This is a genomic window from Amycolatopsis sp. NPDC104863 (assembly GCF_055582965.1).
Map to the genome: position 1 here is coordinate 483,368 of NZ_JBVJOW010000008.1, position 24,145 is coordinate 507,512.

Sequence of the window (24,145 nt, forward strand, 5' to 3'; positions counted from 1 at the left end):
AAGGTTTGCTTGGCGTCTGGGATCGTGCCGTGGGCGAAAAACCCACAAACCCACACCCCCCCCCCCCCCCCCCCCCCCCCCCCCCCCCCCAGGTCCGGGCTCAGGCTTGCGTCAGAAGCCCATGCGGCACCCGGACAGGATGATCTCCTGGCCCAGGAGCGTCACCACGCGGACCGAGTACTGCGCGAGCTGACCGTTCGGACCCACGACCGTCTGGTTGGCGTAGACCGTGGCCACCCCGGGGATCCCGATGGTGATCGGCGCGGTGCCGATGACCTGGCCGTTGATCTTGCCGACCCGCGACGAGCCGGACAGGCCCTGCTCGTTCGCGACGCAGCTCGTCTCGATGTCCGTGACGCTGATCAGCCCGCCGAGCAGGCTGGCCCCGGACACCGTCGCCGAAGCGTTGGTACGCCCGGTGTTCACGTCCAGCGAGCACTGCGCGTGCAGCGCGTTCACGCTCGCGAGGCCGAGCACGTTCACCGACGCCGTGGTCTTGTCCGAGCTCGGCGGGCAGCCGGCCAGCGGCGTCTTCGCGACGGTGACCAGCCCGGACGCGCTGAGCGCCCACGCCTCCGCGTTGACGAACGTGACGACCTTGACCGTGGCCGTCCCGATCCCGCCGTCGTCATCGGTGACCTTCACCGTGACCGGGTGCGCGCCGATGCCGGTGTAGGCGTGCGACGCGGTGCAGGTGCCCGAACCCGCGCCCTGCGCGACCGTCCCCGCGGCGACGGGGCTGCCGTCGCCGAAGTCGACCGTGCAGGTGTGCGTGTCGTGCTTCCCGGCGTCGGTGAACGGCGCCGTGAAGGTCACCGGCGTGCCCCGGGTGACGTTCGCCCCGTCGGCCGGCGCGGTGATCGTCACGACCGGTGCGACGTTGGCGAGGGTGAGCGTCGTGGTCTTGACGACGTCCGGGTGGAGGCCGTCGTTCGCGCTCAGGGTGAGCGTGAAGACCCCGTCGTCGTCACAGGTGACCGTTGTCGTCAGCGCGGCCGGGTTGCCGAACGCGCACGTCGTCCCACTGTCCACACCGGACTGCGGGGCGATGCTCCAGTGCGTCGTGGACGGCGGGCCGTCGGGGTCGGTGACCACGCCGGTGAGCGCCACCGCGCCGCCCTCGTTGCCGGTGTACGGTCCGCCGGTGCCGACGACCGGCGGGTCGTTGACGATGATCCGCACGGTCGCTGTGCCGACCCCGCCGTCGTCGTCGGTCACCTTGACCGTGATCGTGTACGTCCCCGAAACGGTGTAGGCGTGCGACGCCGTGCAGGCGCCCTGCGCGATCGTGCCAGTGCCGACCGGGCTGCCGTCCGCGTAGTCCACCGTGCAGGTGTGCGTGTCGTGCTTGCCCGCGTCGGTGAACGGCGCGGTGACGGCCACCGGAGCGTCGTGCCCGAACACCTTGTCGGTCGTGGGCGCGGTGATGCCCACGACCGGCGCGACGTTGCCCAAGGTGAGCGTGGTCGTCTGGAGGACCGCCGGGTGCAGGCCGTCGTTCCCGCTCAGGGTGAGCGTGAAAACGCCGTCGTCGTCACACGTCACCGTGGTGGCGAGCGCGTCGGCATTGCCGAAGACGCACGCCGTCCCACTGTCCACTCCGGACTGCGGGGCGATGCTCCAGTGCGTCGCGGACGGCGGGCCGTCGGGATCGACGATCGTCCCGCCGATCGCCACCGCGGCGCCCTCGTTGCCGGTGTACGGACCGCCGGGCACCACCACGGGCGGGTCGTTGACGATGATCTTGGCCACGGCGGTCGCGGAACCGCCATCATCGTCGGTGACCTTCACCAGCACGTTGTACGTGCCGGAAACCGGGTAGCCGTGCGAAGCGGTGCAGGTGCCCGAGCCCGGGCCCTGCGCGACCGTGCCGGTGACGATCGGGCTGCCGTCGGCGTAGTCCACCGTGCAGGTGTGCGTGTCGTGCGTCGAGACGTCCGTGAACGGCGCGGTGACGCCCACCGGAGCGTTGTGGGCGAAGACCGTGTTGTCCGCCGGTGCGGAGATCGTCACGTGCGGGGCGACGTTGCTCAACGTGAGCGTCGTCGTCTTGACGACCGGCGCGGCGATGCCGTCGGACGCCGTCAGGGTGAGTGTCCAGACGCCGTCGTCGTCGCAGGTGACGGTGGTGGACAGCGCGTCGGCGTTGCCGAGCGTGCAGGCCGCGCCCGGATCGACGCCCGAGTCCGGGGCGATCGTCCAGTGCGTCGTCAGGCTCGGTCCGTCGGGGTCGGTGACGGTGCCCGCGATCTCGACCGCGGTGCCCTCCTGGCCGGAGTACGGGCCGCCCGCGGTGACCACCGGCGCGGCGTTGACCACGACGTGGGTCACGGCGGTGCCGGTCGCGCCGTCGTCGTCGGTGACCCGCGCGGTGATGGTGCGGGTGCCCGAAGCCGGGTAACTGTGGCTCGCCTGGCAGGTGGCGCCGGTGATCGTGCCGGGCACCGGCGGGCCGCCGTCACCGAAGTCGACGGCGCAGGTGTGCGTGTCGTGGGCGCCCGCGTCCGAGAACGGCGCGGTGACCGCGACCGGGGTCCCGGGGCTCACCTTGGTGCCGTCGGCCGGCGCGGTGATCGTGACGGCCGGGGCGACGTTGGCCAATGTCACCGTGGTCGTCTTCACGACCGGCGGGTTGACGCCGTCGTCCGCCGTCAGCGTCAGGGTGAAGCCGCCGTCGTCGTTGCAGGTCACCGTGGTGGACAGCGCGTTCGCGTTGCCGAAGGCGCACACGGTGCCCGGGTCGACACCGGTGGACGGCGCGATGGTCCAGGTTGTGCCGACGCCGGGGGTGTCCGGGTCGGTCGCGGTGCCCGCGATCGGCACGGCCGAGCCCTCGTTGCCGGTGTACGGGCCGCCCGCGGAGACCACCGGCGGTCCGTTGATGACGACGTGGGTGCAGTCGGTGACCGCGCCCGCGCCGCCGCCATCGGTGCCGGCCGCGGTGACGCACAGCTCGTGCCGTCCCGCGCCGAGCGCCGGGGTGGCGACGGTGAAGTTCACCGACGCCGGGCCGGTCTGCGGCAGGCCGGGTGTCACGTTGGTGACCGGGATCGCGCCGCCGCCGTCGACCTTCAGGGTGAGACCGGTCAGCTTCGCGCTGATGAGGCCGGGCACCACGTTCGGCAGGTTCGCCGGGTCGGGCACCTCGGTGCAGGTGCCGTGGGTGAGGTCGGCGATCGCCTGCAGGCTGGCGTTGTAGCTGGTGCCGGCGCAGCTCGAACCCGCGCCCACGGCGAAGGTGTAGTAGGTGACGTCCGCCGGGACCGCGCCCGCGGCCGGCCGCACGTCGCCGGTGGCGACACCGTCCGACATGAACACCACGATCTTGCGGGCTTCGGTCTGGGCGTTGGTGACCGTGGTCGCGGAGCCGATGCCCGCGATGTAGTTCGTGCCGGTGCCGACGCTCTTCGGGGTGAACTGCCCGACACTGCCGATGGCCGCCGAGTTCAGCACCTCGTCGACGTCCCGGGTGCCGTTCGTGTTGGCGTCGGTGGCCGGGCCGGTGAGCAGCTGCTCGCCGGCGGCGGGACCGACGTCCGCGGCGGCCGCGTTCGAGCCGAACACGGCGGCGCCGACGTGCCCGACGACCGTGTTCGGGCTCGCGGCATTGGTGTTGAGGTTCTTGCCCGCGATGATTTCGCAGCCGAGCACATTGGTGGTCGAGCAGCTCGACGCCGTGCTGCCGGAGACGTCCAGCACGTAGGTCAGCGCGGTGTCCTTGACCGCGACGCCGGTCCCGATCGCCGCCGTTCCGGTGACCGTCGCCGGGCCGGGCGGGAGAACGGTGTTTTCGGCGGGCCCGGTGACGTCCACCGAGATGCTCGTCCCGCCCGGGAGGTTTCCGTCAACGGCGTTCGCCGGAACGGTGCTCGCGAGCAAACCCGCGATTCCCGTCAGCCCGGCGGCCGCCCATAGTCTGGGTCTCATGCGTTTTCCACTCTTTCACTGGGGGATGATGCAGTGTGAAAATCGCGTGAAAGAGACAGGCGGTTACTGGGCTGATTCAGTGAGTCACGCTGTGAAATGGTCACGGAAAGCAGGCGATGACTAGTTCACCGGTATGGCCGCTTCAGCAACCGGAAGAGCTACACAGACATTGGTTTCCTCGGTATAGAAATGCAGTGAGTGCACGCTGTTTCCCGGCCGATTCCGGATCAGACGGTGAGGACGAGCTTGCCCTGGAGGTGACCGCCGTCGAGCAGCCGGTGCGCGTCGGCGACGCGGTCGAACGGGAACGTCTCCTGCACGTGGACCCGCAACCGGCCCTGCTCGGCCAGGCCGGCGAGACCGCGCAGGGCGACCGGGTCCGGGTCGACCGCGATGCCGCTGAAGCGCTTCCCGGCCGCCTCGAACTCGGCGGCCAGCTCGGTCTCCTCCTCGGCGACCGCCGTCACCAGGTGCCCGCCGGGCCGCAGCACCCCGAGCGACCGCTCGACGGCGTCCCCGCCGATCGTGTCGAGCACGAGGTCGACGTCGCGGACCACCTCGGCGAAGTCGACCGCCGTGTAGTCGACCACTTCGTCCGCGCCGAGGCTCTCGACGAACTCCCGTTTGCCCGGCCCTGCGGTCGTGATCACGTACGCGCCCAGCGCTTTCGCGATCTGGATCGCGACGTGGCCGACCCCGCCACCGCCGCCGTGGACCAGGACGCGGTCGCCCGCGGTCACGCCGCCGAGGTCGACGAGGCCCTGCCAGGCCGTCAGCCCGGCGATCGGCAGCGCCGCCGCCTCGGTGTGCGAGAGCGACGCCGGCTTGCGGGCCAGGTGCAACGCCGGAGCCGCGACGACTTCGGCGTACGCGTTCGCCGCCCGCGGGAACAGCGGCATCCCGAAAACCTCGTCGCCGGGCCGGAACCGCCACGTCCGCGGCGCGTCCTCGACCACTCCGCTGATGTCCCAGCCGAGGACGAACGGCGGGGTGCCGAGCAGCGGGAACTCGCCGGCGCGCAGGCGCGCCTCCAAGGGGTTCAGCCCGATCGCGCGGACGCGGACGAGCACTTCGGTGGGGAGGGGCCGGGGTTCGGGCGCGGCCACGACGGTGAGCACGCCGGGACCGCCGAGTGTCTGCTGGGTGATCATTCGCATGTCTCCGAGGCTAGGTTTCCGATGGGAACCCGCAGGTAACCTTGGCGGCCATGAGCGGTGACACCTTCCTCGCCGACTGCCCGGCGCGGCTGGCGATCGAGCTGATCGCCGACAAGTGGACGGCGGTGGTGCTCTACGGCCTCAGCGAAGGCCCGGTGCGTCACGGCGAGCTGGCCGGGCTGATCGGCGGCATCTCCCGCAAGGTGCTCACCCAGACGCTCCGGCGGCTCGAGGCGCACGGGCTCATCAGCCGCCACGCCTACGCCGAGGCGCCGCCCCGCGTCGAGTACGAGCTCACCCCGCTCGGGGCAACGCTGATCGACCCGATCCACATGCTGACGGAGTGGGCCCGGGCGAACGGCGATGCGGTGCTGGACGCACTCGAAGTACGCTCTTCCGAGAACCCTGCGAACCTGTCGACGAGGACGTGAGGAGGGTCGCGATGGGACAGCCCGCGACCAGGCAGCCGGCCGTGGTGGTCGAAGGCTTCTCCTACCTCGAGTGCCCGAGATGGCACGACGGCCGGTTGTGGGTTTCGGACTTCTACACCGAAAAGGTCGTCGCGGTCGACAGCTCGGGTGGCACCGAAGTCATCGCGGAAGTCCCCGGACAGCCGTCGGGCCTCGGGTTCCTGCCCGACGGCCGCCTGCTCATCGTGTCGATGCGGGACCACCGCCTCCTCGTGCGTGACGCGTCGGGCCGGCTGGACGAACACGCCGACCTCTCGGGTGTGGTGACCGGCGCGCTCAACGACATGGTCGTCGACGACCGGGGCCGCGCCTGGGTGGGCAACTTCGGCTTCGACCTGATGGGCGGCGCACCTTTGCGCTACACCACGCTGACCCGCGTCGACGCCGACGGGAGTGTCAGTGTCGCCGCCGAAGACCTCGGGTTCCCCAACGGCATGGTGATCCTGCCCGGCGGGGTGCTGGTCGTCGCCGAGACCTTCGCCGGCCGGCTGACCGCCTTCGACATCGGCGAGGACGGCGAGCTGAGCGGGCGCCGCGTCTGGGCGCAGTTCGGCGAGACTCCGCGGACCGACAACGTCGAGGAGGCGGTGCAGCAGCTCGAAGTGGCCCCCGACGGCATCTGCGCCGACGCCGAGGGCGCGATCTGGGTCGCCGACGCCGTCCACAACCGCGTCCTCCGGGTCGAGGAGGGCGGCCGGATCCTCGACGAGATCAACGCCGGTACGGGGGTCTTCGCCTGCATGCTCGGCGGCGGCGACGGCCGCACGCTCTTCCTCTGCGCGGCGCCGTCCTTTCCGGAGCACGAACGCCGTCCGGTCCGGGAGGCCCAGCTGCTCGCGGTCGACGTCGAGGTTCCGCACGCCGGCCTGCCCTGAACCGACCGAGCGGCGGCACCTCACGGTCCACTCCGGACAGCCGTGCGAGCCCGGCCTCCGGTCCGAACTGGAGTGGTTTCTCGACGCGGCGACCCCCTGAACCGGGTGAGTCACCCTAGAATCCGACCGAGATCCGGACCGGGTGACCTGGGGGCGCAGTGAGCGAAGTCAAGGTGTTGGTGGCGGGCGCGAGCATCGCGGGGCCCGCGTTGGCCCACTGGCTGCGCCGGCGCGGGGCCGAGGTGACCGTGGTGGAGCGGGCGCCCGAGCTGCGTCCCGGCGGGCAGGCGGTGGACGCGCGCGGCGTGACCAGGGAGGTCATCCGGCGGATGGGCCTGGACGCGGCGATCCGCGCCGCCCGGACCGAGACCGCCGGCGCGCACAACGTCGACGCGGATGGGAACGTGCTGGAGACCTTCAGCGCCGAGGACGACGGCGGCGACGGCTACATCTCCGAGATCGAGATCCTGCGCGGCGACCTGTCCCAGGTGCTCTACGACGACACCCGCGACGGTGTCGAGTACGTCTTCGGCGACCGGATCGCCGAGCTCACCCAGGACTCGGACGGCGTCGACGTGGTCTTCGCGAGCGGCGACCGGCGCCGCTTCGACCTCGTGTTCGGCGCCGACGGGCTGCACTCGGCGCTGCGGGCGATGGTCTTCGGGCCGCACGAGCAGTTCGTCCGCCACCTCGGGCACGTGCTGGCCTTCTACAGCGTGCCCAACGAGTTCGGGCTGGACCGCTGGCTGCTCGAGCACCAGGAGCCCGGGCGCTCCGCCATGCTGCGGCCCATCGGCGACGCGACGCGGGCGATGGCCATGTTCTCGTTCGTTTCGCCCGACTTCGCCGTCGACTACCGCGACATCGAGGGCCAGAAGACGCTGCTGCGCGAGCGGGTGGCCGGCCTGGGCTGGCTGACCCCGCGCATCCTCGAGCACCTGGACGACACCCCGGACTTCTACCTCGACCAGGTCGCCCAGGTCCTGATGGACCGCTGGTCGAGCGGCCGGGTGGGCCTGTTCGGCGACGCGGCGTTCAGCTCGTCGCCGCTGTCCGGGCAGGGCACCGGCCTGGCCCTGGTCGGCGCCTACCTGCTGGCCGGCGAGCTGGCCACCGCCGGGTGGGACCCCGAGCCCGCGTTCGCGGCGTTCGAGGAGCGGATGCGCCCGTTCGTCGAAGCCAACCAGGAGATCGGGCGGCTGCACGCGGCCATGCGCGGCGCGCCCGGCCCGGACCCGGTGGCCGAGCCGGCCGCGGAACCCGACATGGAGGCGATGATGGCGCTCGCCGAACGCGCGATCAACGGCGTCGAGCTGCCCGACTACGCCGACGTGCCGGACTCCGGGGCGCGGGTCACCTCCTAGCGGCTCACCGTTGGGCGGCGAGCACGGCCGCGAGGCCTTCGCGCAGGTCGTCGACGAAGTACCCGGGAACCTCCAGCGACGGGAAGTGCCCGCCGGCTTCGGGTGCCCGCCACCGGACGATCTGCCGGTACCGTTCCCGCGCCCACGGGCGCGGGTACTTCTCGATGTCGCGGGGGTACACGGTGATCGCCGCCGGGACGTCGACCCGGAGCTCGGGGTCGAGCGAGTTGTGGCTTTCGTAGTAGATGCGGGCCGCCGACGCGCCGGTCCGCGTCAGCCAGTACAGCGTGACGTCGTCGAGGACGCGGTCCCGGGAGATCGTCTCGAACGGGCTGTCCCGCGTGTCGGACCACTCGGCGAACTTGTCGAGGATCCAGGCGAGCAGCCCGACCGGTGAGTCGACGAGCGAGTAGCCGATGGTCTGCGGCCGGGTCGCCTGCTGCTTCGCGTACGCCGCGCGGTGGTGCCAGAAGTCGTGCGTCTCCTCGGTCCACCGGCGCTCGGCCGCGGTCAGCCCGTCCGTGGTCAGCCCAGGCGGTCCTTCCGCGAACGTGGTGTGGATGCCGAGGACGTGGTCCGGGAACCGGCCGCCGAGCACGGTGGTGATGTTGCCGCCCCAGTCGCCGCCGTGGGCCGCGAACCGGTCGTAGCCGAGCCGCCGCATCAGCTCCACCCAGGCGGCCGCGATCTTTTCGGTTCCCCATCCGGTGGTGGCCGGCTTGTCGCTGTAGCCGAAGCCGGGGAGCGACGGCGCCACGACGTGGAACGCGGGCGCGCCGGCGTCTCGCGGATCCGCCAGGTCGTCCACGACGTCGACGAACTCGGCGACGCTGCCCGGCCAGCCGTGCGTCATGAGCAGGGGAGTGGCGTCCGCCTGCGGCGACCGGCGGTGCAGGAAGTGGATTCCCAGGCCGTCGATCGTCGTGCGGAACTGGCCGATCCGGTCGAGACGCTCTTCGAACGACCGCCAGTCGTAGTTGGTGCGCCAGTAGTCCACGACCTCGGCGAGGTCGGCGAGCGGGACGCCCTGGTCCCACCGGCCGGGGCCGCGGACGGTCTCGGCTTCCGGCAGCCGCGCGGCGGCCAGCCGCGCGCGCAGATCCTCGAGGTCGGCATCGGGGGTGTGGGCTGCGAAAACTTCGACGTTGTTGGGCATGAGACCTCCTCGGCCATCGGTGAACCGGCTTAGACGGTTCTAGCAGGCCGACACGGCGTGACGCAACCGGCTAAGGTGGTTCCATGCGTGGTGAGTTCCCCGACTTTCGCCTCGGCAGCGTGCTGGCGACCAGCTTCACGGCGACGTTGACGGAGCGGTGTGGCGACGCCGTGGAGCGCATTCCCGTGCCGCAGCGGCTGGTCGACTGGCTGGCGGTGAGCGGTCTCGCGGTGGACTCCTGCACCGACGCCCAGTTCGCCCTCGCCCGGGAGCTGCGGGAGGCGGTGCACGCCGTCGCGACCGCGGCCGCGGTCCAGGACCCGCTTCCCGCGTCCGCCGTGCAGGTCGTCAACGACCGCAGCGTGCAGGGCCGCGCCGCTGCGATCCTGACGCCCGAAGGCGAGCGGCGCTGGCGGCTCAGCTCGGCGTCCTGTGTGGAGGACGCCCTGGGCGTGATCGCCGCGGACGCGATCAGCATCGTCTCGGGCGAACGGGACGGGAAGCTGGCCCTGTGCGCGTCACCGACCTGCCGGGCCGCGTTCTTCGACACCAGCCAGAGCCGCACCCGCCGGTGGTGCGACATGAACACGTGCGGGAACCGGCAGAAGAAAGCCCGCTTCACCGCCAACCAGCGCAAGAACGCCAAGTCACCGGAGTGAGCCGCCGCGTGCGACGATCGGGGGGAACCCGGACCGGACGAAGGAGCGCCTGACCTTGCCCTTGGTGCACGCTCTGTGGTCCCCGGGCCGGGGGCTGCTGCTCTGGGCGGAACACGACCGGGGCCCGGCCGGGACGTCGAGCCGGTCGGCGCACATCGCGCTGCCGCATCCGTTCGCCGTCTCCAGCGCGAACCTGACCGCCCTGCACCCCGGCAAGCCCACCTCGGCGACCTTGCTGCTGCCGTCGCGGGCGAACCGGCCGCTCGCCTCCGCCGAGGCGACGGCGGGCGGCAAGCGGCGTGGCCCGGCGCCGGTGCTGCGGCCGTGGTCGGTGCCCGCGTTGGTCGTGGACGCGGCCGAGCTGGACGACCTCGACGACTCGGCCTCCTACGGCGCCTCGGTCACCTACCTACGCGCGGTGGCCCGCCTGGCCGCGGATCTCGTGCGGCGCGGGCGAGTGCTGCCCACGCTGGTCCGCCAGGGCGACGCGGCCGAGGCGCGGTGGCGCCCGGTGCTGCAGGGCGTCGACTTCGTCGCGTTCGACGCCCTGGTCGCGGCCATGCCGCCGGTCGGGCGGGCCGAGCAGGTCGCGCCGCTCATCGGGGGCTCGCCGCGTGCGCTGGTCACCGATGCCCTCCACACGCTGGTCGACACGGCGGTCCGGGACCGGCTGGGACGCGCGGATCCGCCCGTCGACCTGCGCACGAGCCGGGGCGCGGCCGGGGTGTGGCTGTCCGCCTTGCAGGGCGGCGCCGCCCGGGTCGAGCTGCCGCTGGACGAGCTCCGCGTCCTGGCCGACGCCGTCGCGAAGTGGGACGAGGTCGCCGACACCGATGTCGTCGACGGCCGGGCGTGCTTCCGGCTGGCCGAGGTCGGCACCCTGCGGCAGCAGGACCCGGACGATCCCGACGACCAGACCGGCGACAGCACCAAGTGGCAGCTGCAGTTCCTCCTGCGGGCGACCGCCGACTCCAGCCTGCTGCTTTCGGCGGGGCAGATCTGGTCGGGCGAGGCGACCGGGCTGGTCCGGGACCCGAAGGGGCTGTTCGTCGCCGAACTGGGCCGGGCCGCGCTGGTGGAGCCGATGCTGGCGCCGGCCCTGCGCCGCACCCAGCCGTCCGAGTACGACCTGAGCGTCGAAGAGGCCGAACAGTTCTTGACGTCCGGCGCGACCCGGCTGGTCGAGGCCGGCTTCGAAGTGCAGCTGCCGGCCACCTGGGACGGCCGGCGCCGGCTCGGGCTGCGGCTCTCCGTCCACAGCACGCCGTCCGAGCAGGTCGTGGCCCGCAGCCGGGTGGGCCGCGACGAGCTGGGCGCGTTCCGCTGGTCGATCGCGGTCGGCGACGAGGAGATCGGCGAGGAAGAGCTGGCCCGGCTCGTCGCGGCGAAGTCGCCGCTGGTGCGGCTGCGGGGCCGGTGGATCAGCGTCGACGCCGACCGCCTGCGCGCCGGTCTCGAGTACCTGCGCCGCGACCCGCACCGGCAGAGCCTTCGCCCCACCGCGGCCGAGCTGCTGGAGCTCGTCCACCTCGGGTCGGCGGCGCCGCTGCCGGTCGTCGACGTCAGCGCCGACGGCTGGGTCGGCGACGTCCTGGCCGAGCAGGTGCATCAGCGCCTGCGGCCGGTCGAGCTGCCGCCGTCGTTCCGCGCCACGCTGCGCCCCTACCAGCAGCGGGGGGTCGCCTGGCTCGTGTTCATGGCGGAGCTGGGGCTCGGTGCGTGCCTGGCCGACGACATGGGCCTCGGCAAGACCGTCCAGACGCTGGCGCTCGAGGCGGTCGAGCGGGCTGACGACGATCGCGGGCCGACGCTGGTGCTGTGCCCGATGTCGCTGGTCGGCATGTGGCAGCGGGAGGCGGCGAACTTCGCCCCCGGCCTGCGTGTCCTCGCCCACCACGGCAGCGAACGCGCGCACGGGGACGCGCTCGCCGAGCAGGTCGCCGCGGCGGACCTCGTCGTCACGACCTACACCACCGCCGCCCGTGACGCCGACGAGCTCGAGACGTTCGCTTGGCGGCGTCTGGTGCTCGACGAAGCGCACGCCATCAAGAACGCCGACACCGCGACGGCCAAGGCGGTCCGGCGGTTCCCCGCCGGGCACCGGCTCGCGCTGACCGGCACCCCGGTGGAGAACCGGCTGGCGGATCTCTGGTCCGTGTTGGACCTGCTCAACCCCGGGCTGCTCGGCACCAGGTTCGAGTTCCGGCAACGGTTCGCGGCCCCGATCGAGCGCGGCGGCGACACCGCCGTGGCCGCCGAGCTGCGCCGGCTCACGCAGCCGTACCTGCTGCGCCGGGTGAAAACGGACCCCGCGATCGTCCCCGAGCTCCCGGAAAAGATCGAAATCCGGCAGGAATACCGGCTCACCCGCGAGCAGGGCACGCTCTACAGCGCGATCGTCGACGAGATGATGAAGAAGATCGAGAACAGCCACGGCATCAAACGCCGTGGCAACGTCCTTGCCGCGATCACCAAACTCAAGCAGGTCTGCAACCACCCCGCGCACCTGCTGCACGACGGTTCCCCGATCGGGCAGCGTTCCGGCAAGGTCAGCCGCCTCGAAGAGATCCTGGCCGAAATCCTGGCGTCGGGTGACCGGGTCCTGTGCTTCACGCAGTACACGGAGTTCGGGCACATGCTGGTGCCCCATTTGTCGGACCGGCTCGGCGCCGACGTCGCGTTTCTCCACGGCGGCTTGGCAAAGGGGGCGCGAGACACGATCGTCGAACGCTTCCAGTCCGGCGACGGACCGCGGATCCTGTTGCTCTCGCTCAAAGCGGGCGGCTCCGGGCTCACGCTGACCGCCGCCAGCCAGGTCCTGCACCTGGACCGCTGGTGGAACCCGGCCGTGGAGAACCAGGCCACCGACCGGGCGTTCCGGATCGGGCAGGGAAGGACCGTCCAGGTCCGGAAGTTCGTCTGTCCGGGCACGATCGAGGAACGCATCGACACCCTGATCACGAAAAAACGCGCGCTCGCCGGAATGGTCGTCGGCGAGGGCGAAAGCTGGCTCACCGAACTGTCCACCGACGCGCTGCGCGAGACGTTCACCCTGGGGGAGGAGGCGATCGATGACTGAGCCACTCCCGTGGTGGGCGACCCGGTTCATCCGGGCGTTGACCGCGCTCGGCGTCCTCCTCCCGGCGCACGGCCGCGGGCGCGTCGTGTCCGTGGAGGTCGGCGCCGGGCGCATCGACGCCGAAGTGGCGGATGGCGTCCCTTACCGGGTGCGCATCGGCCTGACGGCGTTCGGGAAGGCGGACTGGGCGGCGATCACCCATGCCCTGGCGGCAAAAGCGTCGGTCACCGTCCAGCTGCTCAGCGGTGAGCTGCCCCGGGACGTCGAACAGATCTTCAAAGCGGTCCGGCTGCCGTTGTTCCCGTCTTCGGCGCGGGAGGTGTCGCTCGACTGCACCTGCCCGGACGCCGAGGTGCCGTGCGGCCACCTGAACGCCGTGTTCTCGGCGCTCGTGGCGCGGGTGGCCAAAGATCCGTTCACCCTCCTCGCGCTGCGCGGCCGGGACCGCGAAACGCTGCTGGAGGAGCTGAAGAACCGGCTCATCTCCGCCGAACCGCTCGACCCGGACGACCGGTCGCCCGCGCTGACCGAGGTCATGGACACCTTCTTCGACTGCGGTCCGGCCCCCGGCCTGGGCGGCGCGGCGCCGCTGCACGTGCCGCGGACGCCGTTCGACGCCCTCCTGGACCAGGCCCCGCCGTTCGCGGTCACGGCGGGCGGCGAAGACGTCACCGAGCTGCTCCGGCCGGTGTACGAGGCGCTCGCCGGAGAGTCCGGCAACTGACCTCCGCGGCGGCGGTCAGCCCATCGGAAAGGTCCGGCCCGCCCAGACCTCCGCCTCGGTGCGGGTCAGGTACTCGGGCTGGTAGCTCCCCGCCGCCACGACGACTCCCAGGCCGTAGAGCAGTTCCGCCTGCTTCTGCGACGCCACGTCGTACGCCCCGACCTTGATGCCCAGCTCCTCCGCCCGCTCGACCAGCTGGCGGATGTTGCGGCGGGTCCAGGCCGGCGCGTCTTCGGCCGCGACGGCTTCGACGATCGGCCCGGCCAGCATCACGCCCGGCGCCGGGACCTCGTGGGCCGCCAGCAGCTCCAGGTCCGGCAGGCCGGTGATGGTGACGACGAAGATCACCCCGAGCCGGGCGAGCCGGCCGAGGGAGTCGAGCAGGTCGCCCCGTGGGTCGACGAGGGACTCCGCCTCCGCGCACAGCATCAGGTGCCGCGGCTCCAAGCCGTTCTCGGCCAGCTCCGCGCGCACGATGCCGACCAGGTCGGCGTCGATGGCCATCCGGCGCGGCAGGGTGAGGCAGACGACCGGCGCGCCGTCGCCGAAACGCAGCTGCCACTCCGCTTTGGTCCGCAGCGCCTGCGCCAGCAGGTGCCGGCCCAGCGGCACCGACATCCCGGTCAGCTCCGCGAGCGGGAGGAACTCCGCCGACCGGAGCCGGCCGCGGGCCGGGTGGTTCCACACCAGCGCGGCGTTGAGCGACGTCACGATGTGCGCGTCGGGCAGGACGACGTGCGGCTGGTAGGCCACGGTGATCTCGCCGAGCTCGATCGCCCCGGCGATGGCGGCCGCCAGCCGGTAGCGCTCACGGTCGGCGTCCCCGGTCTCGGGGTCGAACAGCACCCATCGCGCCTTGCCCAGCGACTTCGCCTGGTGCAGGGCGATCTGGGCCGAGCGCATCAGCTTCTCGTGGGCGGCGCTGCCCGCACCGGCGGTGGCGATGCCGATGCTGGCGCTCACGCCGATGCCGATGTCGGCCGCGTAAACCGGTTTGGCCAGTTCGCGGATCGCCTGCTCGGCCCGCTCGACGAGGGCGGCCCGGTCCGGCTCGCCGGGCATCACGACGGCGAAGCTGTCGCCGAACAGCCGCGCGATGAACGTTCCCCGGCTGCCGAACACCGCGCGCAGGGTGCCTGCCGCGCCGCGCAGCACGAGGTCCGCGACTTCGGGGCCGAGTGCGTCGTCGACGACCTTGAACCCGTCGATGTCCACGTAGAACAGGGTGATCGGGTCATCCGCGGCGCACAGCGCCTCCAGCCGCGCGCGGAAGTGAGCCGCGTTCGGCAGGCCGGTCAGCGGATCGTGCAGGCCTTGGTGCTGGAACGTCTCCTGCAGCTGACGCAGCTCGTCGACGTCCTCGACCATGAGGATCGGGTAGCGGCCGCGGTTGCCCGGCAGGGTCGTGACGGTCAGCCGGACGAGCCGGGTGACGTCCGCCCCGGACCGGATCACGACCTCGCCGGCCACCACTTCGCTGTCCGCGATCGCCTTCGCCAGCGTGGATCGGTCGTGCTCACCGGCTCCCAGGTCCTCGACCCGGGTGCCGACCAGCTCGGTTTCCTCGTCGATTCGGAGCAGCCGAAGAAATGCCGGGTTGGCGGCTCCGACCACGCCGTCGGGCGCGGCGAGCACAACGCCGATCGGGCAATGCTGGTAGAACACCGCGAACCGTTCTTCGGCGACGGCGAGCCGGTTCCCGATCTCCTCGGCGTCCGGTGCCGGGTCGGGCTCCGGCACAGTGGGTTCCTTTCGGCGGGTGCGGCACTTCGAACCGGAAAATATCACCACGGTCCGGCGTCGAATGTGAAGTCCCCCGAACGGACGCATTCGTCCCGGCCGCCACGATCGATTGAATGATCATCTTTCCGCCAGCTGTTTCCCGGCCCTTCGCGCACGATGACCGGAACAGCAGCCGAGGCGGAGGTGCCGGTCGATGAGTGGCGTGTCGGGGCGGAAGGGGCCGGCGCTCCTGGTGGTGGCGACGCTGCTCGCGCTGTGCGTGGCCGCCTTCGGGCCGGTCGCCCGCGCCACCGCGGCGACCGAAGGCTGCGGGTTCGCCTCGGCGGGCACCGGCACCTACGCGCGGACGCTGTGCTGGTTCGACCTCTCCGGGTACGACGCCGCGGCGGCCGGCTCCGCGGCGGGCCAGCGGCTGACCTTCGCGCTGCCCGGGGGGTACCGGCTCGCAGTCACGCTCAAGGTGTCCGGCGGTCCGGTCGCCGCGAACCCGCTGCCGACGTACTCGGCGGCCTACCTGGGCAACTCCGGGCACTACACCGGAGTGCCGGGACGCCCGGCGCTCTACCAGACCGCCTTCGGCACGACGACCGTCGCCGCGCTGAGCGACATCGTGGCCACCGACAGCGCCGGGGCCGTGGTGCGGGGGTACGGGCTGGTGGGCGCCGACGCCGAGTCGACCGACGCCGGCGAGTCGATCGAGTGGACCTCGTCCTCGCCGCTGGAATCGCTGACCGCGACCGGGTCCGACCCGGGGATCGGGAACGCCTGCGGCGGTGGGTACACCGGCGTCGGCACCCGGACGGTGCGGTGCGCCGGGCGGACGGGCGCGAACAAGACCGGCACCGCGATCATCTCCGCCGAGGACCCCACGTCGTTCAGCCAGCGCATGGTGGGCGGTGGCCGGCAGGCGGTCGGGTTCGGCGTGCTGGTCTCCAGCCTGCAGCTGACGAAGAAGGTCGTGCGGGGCTTCCCCGGCGACTCCTTCGCGGTTTCGGTCGCGGCGCCGGGTGGGAGCGTGCTCGGCGCCGCCGACACCGGCGGCGGCGCCTCGGCGAGCACCGGCGAGGTCACCGTGCTGGCCGGCGCCCGGGGTGGTGACTACACCCTGCGTGAGACGGCGACCTCGGGCCTGGAGTCCAACTACGACAGAGCGTGGTCCTGCACCCGCAACGGAAAACCGGACGCGGAGCTGCCCGACGGCGACGCCGGCGGCTCGGCGCGGGTGCACGTCGACATCGGCGACTTCGTGTCCTGCACGGTCACGAACACGGCGAAACCCGCGACGCTGAAGCTCGAAAAGCACGCGGCCGTGCCGGTCGACGTGAACGGCAACGGGATCACCGACGCGGGCGACACCGTCGCGTACACCTTCACCGTCACCAACACCGGCGCGCTGGCGCTGCACGACGTCACCGTGTCCGACGCCAAGGCCGGACCGGTCACCTGCCCTCGGCCGAGCCTCGCGCCGGGGGAGTCGCAGACCTGCACCGCGCGGACCCCGTACGTCATCACCCCGGCCGACGAGAACGCCGGAGCGGCGGTCAACACCGCCACGGCCTCGGCGCTCCCGCCGGGCGGCACGAAGCGCGTGACGTCGGACCCGTCGTCGACCCGCACGCCGACCGAGAAGGCGGCCCCGGCGCTAACGCTGAAGAAGTCGGCCTCGCCCGACAACCCTGACGCCTACACGGCCGGCCGGCCGATCACCTACTCCTTCCGGGTCACCAACACCGGGAACGTGCCGCTGACCGAGGTCGGCGTCGACGAGACCGCGTTCTCCGGCAGCGGTGTCCTGCCCGCCGCGACGTGCCCGGTCGCCACGCTCGCCCCCGGCGCGAGCACGAACTGCACCACCACCTACGTGCTGACCCAGGCCGACGTCGATTCCGGCCGGCTGGACAACACCGCCACCGCGCACGGCAAGCAGCCCGGCTCGCCGGACCCGACGATGTCGAACCCGTCGAGCGTCTCGGTCCCGACGCCCGCGCACCCGGCGATCACCCTGGTCAAGACCGCGGATCCGACGACCGTGGACCACGCCGGCCAGTCCGTCGGATACACGTTCGTCGTCACCAACACCGGCGATGTGACGTTGCGCGACGTCGGGGTCGCGGAGACCCGCTTCACCGGCTCCGGGCCGGCGCCCGTCATCACCTGTCCGGACACCGTGCTCGCCCCCGGCGCCGCGCAGACGTGCCGCGCGACCTACCCGGTCACGCAGGCCGACATCGACGCGGGCGCGGTCGAGAACACCGCCGTCGCGCACGGCACGGCGCCTCGCGCGACGGAACCGACCACGTCGGCGCCGTCGTCGGCGAAGGTGACCGCCACCCGCTCGGCCGCCTTGACCCTGGCGAAGACCGCCGACCCGGCCACCGTCACGGCCGTGGGGGAGCGGGTCCGGTACTCGTTCGCGATGAAGAACACCGGCACCGTGACGCTGACCGGGGTGGCGATCACCGAGGGCGCGTTCAGCGGCAGCGGGCCGCTGTCGGCCCTCGACTGTCCCGCCGGGAGCGGGACGCTGGTCCCCGGCCAGGTCGTCACCTGCACGGCGGACTACGCGGTGACCCAGGCCGACCTCGACGCGGGCCGGATCACCAACAGCGCGACCGCGGAGGGCACCCCGCCCGCGAATCTGCCGAAGGTGACCACCCCACCGGCGACGGCGGTCGTCACCGCGGGTGGGGGCGTCGCGCTCTCGCTGGTCAAGTCCGTCGAACCGGCGACCGTGGGCGGCGCGGGGGAGACCGTGACCTACCGCTTCGCCGTGACCAACACCGGCAACCGCACGCTGACCGCCGTGTCCGTGCGCGAAACGGCGTTCAGCGGCACCGGCCCGGCGCCGGTCGTCGAGTGCCCGGCGCGGACGTTGGCGCCGGGGCAGGCGCAGACCTGCACCGCCACCTACACCCTGACCCAGGCGGACGCCGACGCCGGGGCCGTGACCAACACCGCCGAGGCGACCGGCACCGGCCCCGGCGGTGAGCCGGTCACCTCCGGGCCGTCACGGGCGAAGGTGACCGTGCCCGGGAACCCGGGGCTGTCGCTGGTCAAGTCGGCGGACCCGGCCGACGACGGGCACTTCCGCGCCGGGCAGACGGTCACCTACTCCTTCGTGGTCACCAACACCGGGAACCGGACGCTGACCGCGGTGACGGTGCGCGAGACGGCGTTCTCGGGCACCGGCCGGCCGGCCGAGCCGTCCTGTCCGGGCGGTGGCGCGACGGTGGCCGCGCTGGCGCCGGGGGAGCAGGTGGTCTGCACCGCCGCCTACGTGCTCACGCAGTCCGATGTGGACGCCGGGAAGGTGGTCAACACGGCCGTCGCCACCGGCACCCCGCCCCAGGGCGAGCCGCCGGTCTCGGATCCGTCGACGGTTGTCGTGCCGACCCCGCCGGACGCCGCGCTCACCCTGGTGAAGACGGTCTCGCCGGGAACGGTTTCCGCCGCCGGGCAGGAGGTCACCTACTCGTTCGTGGTCACCAACACCGGCAACGTCACGCTCACCGCGCTGTCGGTGCGCGAAACGCGCTTCACCGGCAGTGGGGAGCCACCGGCTCCGGTGTGCCCGGCCGGTTCGCTCGCGCCGGGCCGGCACGTGACGTGCACGGCGGCCTACCGCGTCACCCAGTCCGATGTGGACTCCGGGCGGATCGACAACACCGCCGTCGCGTCGGGAACTCCGCCGGCGGGCGGACCACCGGTGGACTCGGCGCCCGCGAGCGCGACCGTGCGGGTCACCGCGGCCGCGGCGCTCGCGATCACCAAGGCGGCCCACCCGGTCGACGTGGACGGCGACGGCTCGACCGGCGCCGGCGACCGGATCGAGTGGACCGTCACGGTCACCAACACCGGTGCGGTCACCGTCCGGGAGATCCGGGTCGACGATCCCGCCGCGGGCACCGTGACCTGCCCGGCGTCCGCGCTGGCGCCGGGGCAGGCGATGACGTGCACGGTGCCGGCGCACCCGGTCACCGCCGCGGACGTGGCCGCCGGCCGGGTGCGCAACGTCGCCACGGTGACCGGCGCCGGACCCGGCGGATCGCCGGTCGCCGCCGGGCCCGCGGTCGCCGAGGTTCCGGTCGTCGCCGCGCGGCCGACGCCCGGGCGTCCGCACGAGCTGGCCGAAACCGGTGTGGACGTAGGCAGGCTGCTCGCCGAGTCGAGCGTGCTGCTCCTGGTCGGAGTGGCGCTGTGCGCGGCCGTCCGGCGCCGGGCCGCGTGAGCCGGTCGCTGTGGGCGGTGCCCGGCGGTTCGACAGAGGCCGGTGCGGGCCACCGCGTCACGCCGAGACGGCCCGGCGGATCTCGGCGGCCACCAGCGCCATCGTGGTGCGCGCCCGGACCGGGTCCTCGGTGAGGAAGTAGTGGTCCACACCGGGCGTCCGGTCGTGCACGACGTCGACGCCCGCCGCGCGCAGCCGGGCCGCGTACCGTTCGCCGTCCTCGCGCAGGACGTCGTGCTCGGCGGTGAGGACCACGGCCCTCGGCAGTCCGGTCAGGTCGGGCGCCAGCAACGGTGACGCGTACGGGTGCGACCGGGTCGCCGGGTCGGGGAAGTAGACCCGGCGGACCAGCTCGCGCAGGCCGGGCGAGATCATCCCGGCCGCCGCCGGGGCGGGGGCGGCCGCCAGGTCCAGCGCGGGCACCCCGAGCACCTGCAGCGCCGGCCGCCACGCTCCCGCGTCCCGGGCCTGCAGGCAGACGGCGGCGGCGAGCCCGCCGCCGGAGGAGAAGCCGCCGACCACCACGCGCTCGGCGGCCGCGTCGCCGGTGGCCACCCAGGTGGCGACGTCGGAACACTGGTGCTGCGCCACCGGGAACGCGACGTAGGGGCCGCACCGGAAGTCGACGTTGTACACCGTCACCCGGGCCTCGGCGGCGACGTAGCGGCACCACCAGTCGTCCATCGCCGGGTGCCGCATCAGCCAGGCGCCGCCGTGGAAGTGCACGTACGCGCCACCGCGGACCGCGCCCGGCGGTCGGTAGACGTGGACCCGGACCGGCCCGTGCCGGGTCGGGACGCGGACGACCGCGGGGCCGGGCAGCTCACTGCCGGCGAAGCGCAACCCCTCGCCGTAGCGCACGGTCCACCGCGCCGAGCCGTGCATCACCATCGCCGTGATCCGGTCCCGGAGCTTCATGACGCGGGTTCCGCCTCCTCAGGTGAGTGGTACCTCGGCCCAGACCGTCGTGCCGCGGGAGCGTGCCCGGCGACCCCAGCGCGAGCAGGCGAAGGACAGCACGGGCAGGACGTGGTCGGGCGAGGAGGGCCGGGGATCGGTCACTTCGAGCCGGACGCTTCCCGGCTGCAGGGTCAGCGCGACGTCCTCCGCCGCGCCGCCGTCGGCGAGGGCCTGGGAGAGGAGCTCGTCCAGCACCATGACGACGTCCACGACCCGGTGCCGCGGGGCGTGGGGCGCGTGCTCGGCGAGGAACCGCGTCAACCAGGCCCTGGTGCGGGAGAGGTCTTCCAGGTCGTCCATCGGGCAGCCCTTTGTGTCGGTCGTCCCGGTGGTTCGGAGCGGGACGGCGGCCGGATGGGTGCCCTTTCCCGCCCGGCGTCAGTGGGGTGTGTTGCGGGCGTACTCCGTCAGCTCGCCCCGGTTCTGCAGGTTCGCCTTCGCCAGCAGGCTCGCCACGTGCTTTTCCACCGTGCGCGGGGAGATGTGGAGCCGGCGGGCGATGTCCTTGTTGCCCATGTTGTCCGCCAGCAGCTGCAGCACCTCGTACTCGCGGACCGTCACACCCACGGTCCGCAGGATGGCCGGGAGGCGCTCGGAACCCGTGCGGCGCTGGCCCACCGGGGCGCCGATCTTGCGCAGCAGGCCGCGGCACGCGCTCGCCACCGCGCTCACCTCGGCCTGGTGGAAGTACTCCTCGGCCTCCTTGAGCCAGGTCACCGGGTCGCCCCAGCCGTCGGCCGACGCGGACTCGGCCACCATGCGCAGGCCCAGGTGGCGGCTCATCGGGAACGGCGCGGCCGCCTCGATCGCCGCGGCCACGGCGGAGTCGGCCAGCTCCGGCGCGCCCGCGCGGCCGTGGCGGACCGCGTCGCCCAGCAGGACGAACTGGCGGTTCCAGCGCATCCCGCTGACCGCCGCCGGGGGCCGGGCCGGGTCCGGCTCCGTCCCGTCGAGCGCTTCGACCAGCAGCCGCAGGCCGTGCTGGCCGGCCAGGTGGAACCGGCTCGGCTGCCGTTCCTCCAGGGCCAGGACCTGGTCCAGCTCGCGGCGGGCCCGTTCGGCGTCCTCTTCGAGCAGGGAGCAGAACACCTGCGCCAGCCCGACGCTCAGCACGAGCTCCTGCGCGCTCGCGCCGCCCGCCTCGCGGAAGTCCTCGAGCGCGCGTTCCATCCGCGGGCGGTCCGCCTGGTGCGCGGCCACCATCGCGCGGGTCATGTGCGTGTACTGCAGCAACGCGACCAGGCCGAGCCGGCCGAGCACCGCGAGGTTCTCCTCGAGGATCGTGTCGGCCTGCGCGAACTCGCCGCGCATCGCCGCGTGCACCGCGCGGCTCGCGTCGACGGCGCAGGTCAGCGTGATCGCGCCGGTGCGCTGGGCTTCCGCGCGGGCCAGGTCGAACGTGCGGACGTCGCCCTCGGCCAGCATCCGGTGCCCGCCCAGGCGGACCAGCACCTGGGTGCGCAGGTGGGTCAGCTGGTGCTGCTCGGCCAGCCGCCGCGCCAGCTGCAGGAAGCGCTCGGCCTCGGCGAGGTCGGTCTCCAGCGCCACCATGCCGAGGACCTGCAGCGCCTGGCACGACACGAACGGCACACCCGCGCGCTCGGCGACGTCCCACGCCTGCTCGGCGAGCTTGCGCGCCCGCTCGGTGTGGGACGGGCCGGGGATGTCCAGCCAGAGCGTCGCCTCGACGGCGTCCAGGCCTGCCTTCTGCTCTTCGGTGATCTCGCCGCCGAGCGGCGTGCGGGCCTGCTCGATCTGGTTGAGGCACTCGTCGTGGCGCCCGCCGATGTAGGCCGCCCACGCCAGCTGGATGTGCAGGTCGACCGCCCGCTCCAGGCGGCCGATCTCGGCGAAGCGGGCGGAGAACCCGACGGCCCGGTCGAACTGCCCGGTCTGCCCGAGCGCGTGCAGCAGGGTCTCCAGCGCGTCGGCCCGGTCGTCGGGGCTCGCGGTGGCCAGCAGCTCGACGGCGCGGGTCAGCATGGTCACCGCCGTGTCGGCCGCGCCGCCGTCCAGGGCGCGGCGGCCGGCCTCGGCGAACAACCGCCCGGCGCCGGGGTGGTCCATCGCCGTCAGCCGCAGCGCCGCGGCCAGCGCGCACAGCTCGCCCGGCAGGCCGGGGTGCAGCAGCTCGACGGCGTCGGCGGCCCGGCGCGCCAGGTTCGCCTTCGTCGACGGCACGAGCCGGGCCAGCAGGGCTTCGGCGGTGAGCGGGTGCCGGAAGGCGTACCAGCCGGGCGTGGTCTCGTCGGTGGTGACCAGGTGCGCGGCGACACTCGCGCTGATGTGGTTGTGCAACATGCGGTCGTCCATGTCGGTGACCGCCTGCACCACCGAAAGCGGGAACCGCCGGCCCAGCACGGCAGCCACCGAAAGCAGCGTCTCGCCGTCCGGGCCGAGTGCGTCGACGCGGGCGGCGATGCTGCTGATCAGCGCCTCGGGCACGCGGGCCTGCAGCTCGCCGACGACCTGCCAGCCGTTCGCCCCGCCGACGAGCAGGCCGTCGCCGAGCATGCCGTGCAGCAGCTCCTCGACGACGAACGGCACGCCCTCGCTGTTCTGCCACAACAGGTTCGCGACGGCGGCGGGGACGGCGGCCGGTTCGGTCTCCAGGCAGGCGGCCGCGAACTCGCGGGTGCGCTCGGCGTCGAGCCGGGCCAGTTCGAAGGTGTGGCTGGACGAGCGCTGCGCCGCCGCGGTCGCCAGCCGCAGCGCCTCGCCCGGCTCGCCGCGCAGGGTGCCGATCAGCATGACCTGGCTGGAGGCCAGGTTGTCGACGAGGTACTCGACGATGAACAGCGTCTCGGCGTCGGCGTTGTGCAGGTCCTCCAGCACGATCAGGCAGCCGCCGTCGCGGCCGGCCACCGACAGCAGCCGGAACACGGCTTCGGCCAGCACGAGCAGGTTGCCGTTGTCGTGCGGCCGGTCGCCGCGGTACCAGTCGGGCACGAGCCGGGCGAGCACCGGCACGAGCGGGTCGAGCTCGGGCGCGGCGGGCGGCAGGCCGCCGCGGAAGTGCGAAAGCAGCGCTTCGGCCAAGGGCCGGAACGGCACCATCGGGCCGATCGAGCTGGCTCGTCCGCGTAGCACCGGGAGCCCGGTCGCCAGTGCCCGCGAGGCGATGTCGGCGGCGAGCCGGGACTTCCCGATCCCGCCTTCGCCGACAAGGAAGAAGGCCCCACCGTGGTCGGTGCGGGCCTTCTCCAGAGCCTCCGACAGTGCGCCGAGCTCCCTGTCGCGTCCGATGAGACGCGTCGACCGGATGCCCATCGCGGTCACTATAACCGGATGCGCGCCCTCCGGACGTAGGTCGAATTGCCGACGTCCGGGTGTCTCACTGTTCGGCGAAACCGCCCGTGACGACCGTGATGTCCATCGTGGTCAAGGAGTTCTGGCTCACCCGCGCCGCCTTGCCGGACAGCGCGTGGTTGCGGGCGCCGGTGCGGGAGGTGCGGGGGAGGGTCAAGTCGCCGATCGGGTTGTCCGTGGCGGCGAAGTCGTGCTCGGTCATGCGGGTGGCTCCACTCTCGGTAGTTCTCGGTGGTTCTCGGTCGTGCTGGGCGGAAAACGGGCTGATCGGCGAAGCCGGCACTCAAAGTGACGTCAGAGGGCGAAGGTGCCGTTGGTGACGACGGTCGGGTCGCCGAGCGTCTCCAGGGTGATCCCGGACAACCGGGGCCGGGCGCCGGCCAGCGCCTGGTTGCGGGCCCCGCAGCGGTTCGCGCGGGGGAGCGCCAGGGCACCGATGGTGGCTTCGACGGTCTCGGCGGTGGGTTCGGGCATCGTGCGTTCTCTCCTCGTGA

At 72.9% G+C, this 24,145-nt stretch carries 16 protein-coding genes; 7 read left to right on the forward strand and 9 right to left on the reverse strand.

All coding sequences use genetic code 11. The features are described 5' to 3' along the window. Positions 1 to 111 precede the first annotated feature (111 nt). Together ACZ63J_RS38315 and ACZ63J_RS38320 are read right to left on the reverse strand one after the other, a co-directional pair. Positions 112 to 3,927: a PKD domain-containing protein gene (locus ACZ63J_RS38315; protein WP_465407178.1), complete on the reverse strand. Its 3,816-nt coding sequence runs from the start codon at positions 3,925 to 3,927 to the stop codon at positions 112 to 114. 227 nt (positions 3,928 to 4,154) lie between these two features. After that, positions 4,155 to 5,084, reverse strand: a complete 930-nt coding sequence (locus ACZ63J_RS38320; RefSeq protein WP_465407176.1) for an NADP-dependent oxidoreductase — start codon at positions 5,082 to 5,084, stop codon at positions 4,155 to 4,157. Positions 5,085 to 5,134: 50 nt separating this feature from the next. Here ACZ63J_RS38320 and ACZ63J_RS38325 point away from each other — a divergent pair, with 50 nt between their 5' ends. The 3 genes from ACZ63J_RS38325 to ACZ63J_RS38335 all read left to right on the forward strand — a co-directional run bounded on the left by ACZ63J_RS38325 (position 5,135) and on the right by ACZ63J_RS38335 (position 7,793). Then, positions 5,135 to 5,515 (forward strand): winged helix-turn-helix transcriptional regulator, encoded by a 381-nt coding sequence (locus ACZ63J_RS38325; protein ID WP_465407174.1) that lies wholly within the window; start codon positions 5,135 to 5,137, stop codon positions 5,513 to 5,515. An 11-nt stretch (positions 5,516 to 5,526) separates the two neighbouring features. Further along, positions 5,527 to 6,429, forward strand: coding sequence for an SMP-30/gluconolactonase/LRE family protein (locus ACZ63J_RS38330; protein WP_465407172.1), 903 nt, complete (start codon positions 5,527 to 5,529; stop codon positions 6,427 to 6,429). Between the two features lie 158 nt (positions 6,430 to 6,587). Then, positions 6,588 to 7,793, forward strand: coding sequence for an FAD-dependent monooxygenase (locus tag ACZ63J_RS38335; protein ID WP_465407170.1), 1,206 nt, complete (start codon positions 6,588 to 6,590; stop codon positions 7,791 to 7,793). Between the two features lie 4 nt (positions 7,794 to 7,797). Here ACZ63J_RS38335 and ACZ63J_RS38340 read toward each other — a convergent pair whose 3' ends face one another. Then, positions 7,798 to 8,949, reverse strand: coding sequence for an epoxide hydrolase family protein (locus ACZ63J_RS38340; RefSeq protein WP_465407168.1), 1,152 nt, complete (start codon positions 8,947 to 8,949; stop codon positions 7,798 to 7,800). A gap of 83 nt (positions 8,950 to 9,032) precedes the next feature. On the opposite strand from ACZ63J_RS38340, the gene ACZ63J_RS38345 reads away from it, so the two are divergent. From ACZ63J_RS38345 to ACZ63J_RS38355, 3 genes are read left to right on the forward strand one after another with little or no spacing between them, the layout of a single operon-like run. Further along, positions 9,033 to 9,608, forward strand: a complete 576-nt coding sequence (locus tag ACZ63J_RS38345) for a CGNR zinc finger domain-containing protein (protein ID WP_465407166.1) — start codon at positions 9,033 to 9,035, stop codon at positions 9,606 to 9,608. A gap of 55 nt (positions 9,609 to 9,663) precedes the next feature. Continuing rightward, the gene (locus ACZ63J_RS38350; RefSeq protein ID WP_465407164.1) at positions 9,664 to 12,687 is read left to right on the forward strand and encodes a DEAD/DEAH box helicase; all 3,024 of its coding nucleotides are present in this window, start codon (positions 9,664 to 9,666) and stop codon (positions 12,685 to 12,687) included. Continuing rightward, entirely contained in the window at positions 12,680 to 13,411 is a 732-nt protein-coding gene (locus tag ACZ63J_RS38355) for an SWIM zinc finger family protein (RefSeq protein ID WP_465407162.1), read from the forward strand. Before ACZ63J_RS38350 ends, ACZ63J_RS38355 begins: the two co-directional genes overlap by 8 nt. A 15-nt stretch (positions 13,412 to 13,426) precedes the next feature. Here ACZ63J_RS38355 and ACZ63J_RS38360 read toward each other — a convergent pair whose 3' ends face one another. Then, complete coding sequence (locus tag ACZ63J_RS38360; RefSeq protein WP_465407160.1) at positions 13,427 to 15,151, reverse strand: diguanylate cyclase domain-containing protein; 1,725 nt, start codon at positions 15,149 to 15,151, stop codon at positions 13,427 to 13,429. A gap of 196 nt (positions 15,152 to 15,347) precedes the next feature. On the opposite strand from ACZ63J_RS38360, the gene ACZ63J_RS38365 reads away from it, so the two are divergent. Next, on the forward strand, positions 15,348 to 19,382 hold the full coding sequence (locus ACZ63J_RS38365) for a CshA/CshB family fibrillar adhesin-related protein (protein ID WP_465407158.1): 4,035 nt from the start codon (positions 15,348 to 15,350) through the stop codon (positions 19,380 to 19,382). 57 nt (positions 19,383 to 19,439) lie between these two features. Here the strand turns inward: ACZ63J_RS38365 and ACZ63J_RS38370 are convergent, their stop codons facing one another. From ACZ63J_RS38370 to ACZ63J_RS38390, 5 genes are all read right to left on the reverse strand, one after another. Further along, positions 19,440 to 20,300: an alpha/beta hydrolase fold domain-containing protein gene (locus ACZ63J_RS38370; RefSeq protein WP_465407156.1), complete on the reverse strand. Its 861-nt coding sequence runs from the start codon at positions 20,298 to 20,300 to the stop codon at positions 19,440 to 19,442. Positions 20,301 to 20,318: 18 nt separating this feature from the next. Beyond that, positions 20,319 to 20,642, reverse strand: coding sequence for a hypothetical protein (locus tag ACZ63J_RS38375; protein ID WP_465407154.1), 324 nt, complete (start codon positions 20,640 to 20,642; stop codon positions 20,319 to 20,321). 78 nt (positions 20,643 to 20,720) lie between these two features. Beyond that, the gene (locus ACZ63J_RS38380; protein ID WP_465407152.1) at positions 20,721 to 23,612 is read right to left on the reverse strand and encodes a helix-turn-helix transcriptional regulator; all 2,892 of its coding nucleotides are present in this window, start codon (positions 23,610 to 23,612) and stop codon (positions 20,721 to 20,723) included. A gap of 64 nt (positions 23,613 to 23,676) precedes the next feature. Further along, on the reverse strand, positions 23,677 to 23,853 hold the full coding sequence (locus ACZ63J_RS38385; protein ID WP_465312588.1) for a hypothetical protein: 177 nt from the start codon (positions 23,851 to 23,853) through the stop codon (positions 23,677 to 23,679). A gap of 92 nt (positions 23,854 to 23,945) precedes the next feature. Beyond that, on the reverse strand, positions 23,946 to 24,125 hold the full coding sequence (locus ACZ63J_RS38390; RefSeq protein ID WP_465312587.1) for a hypothetical protein: 180 nt from the start codon (positions 24,123 to 24,125) through the stop codon (positions 23,946 to 23,948). Positions 24,126 to 24,145: the final 20 nt, after the last annotated feature.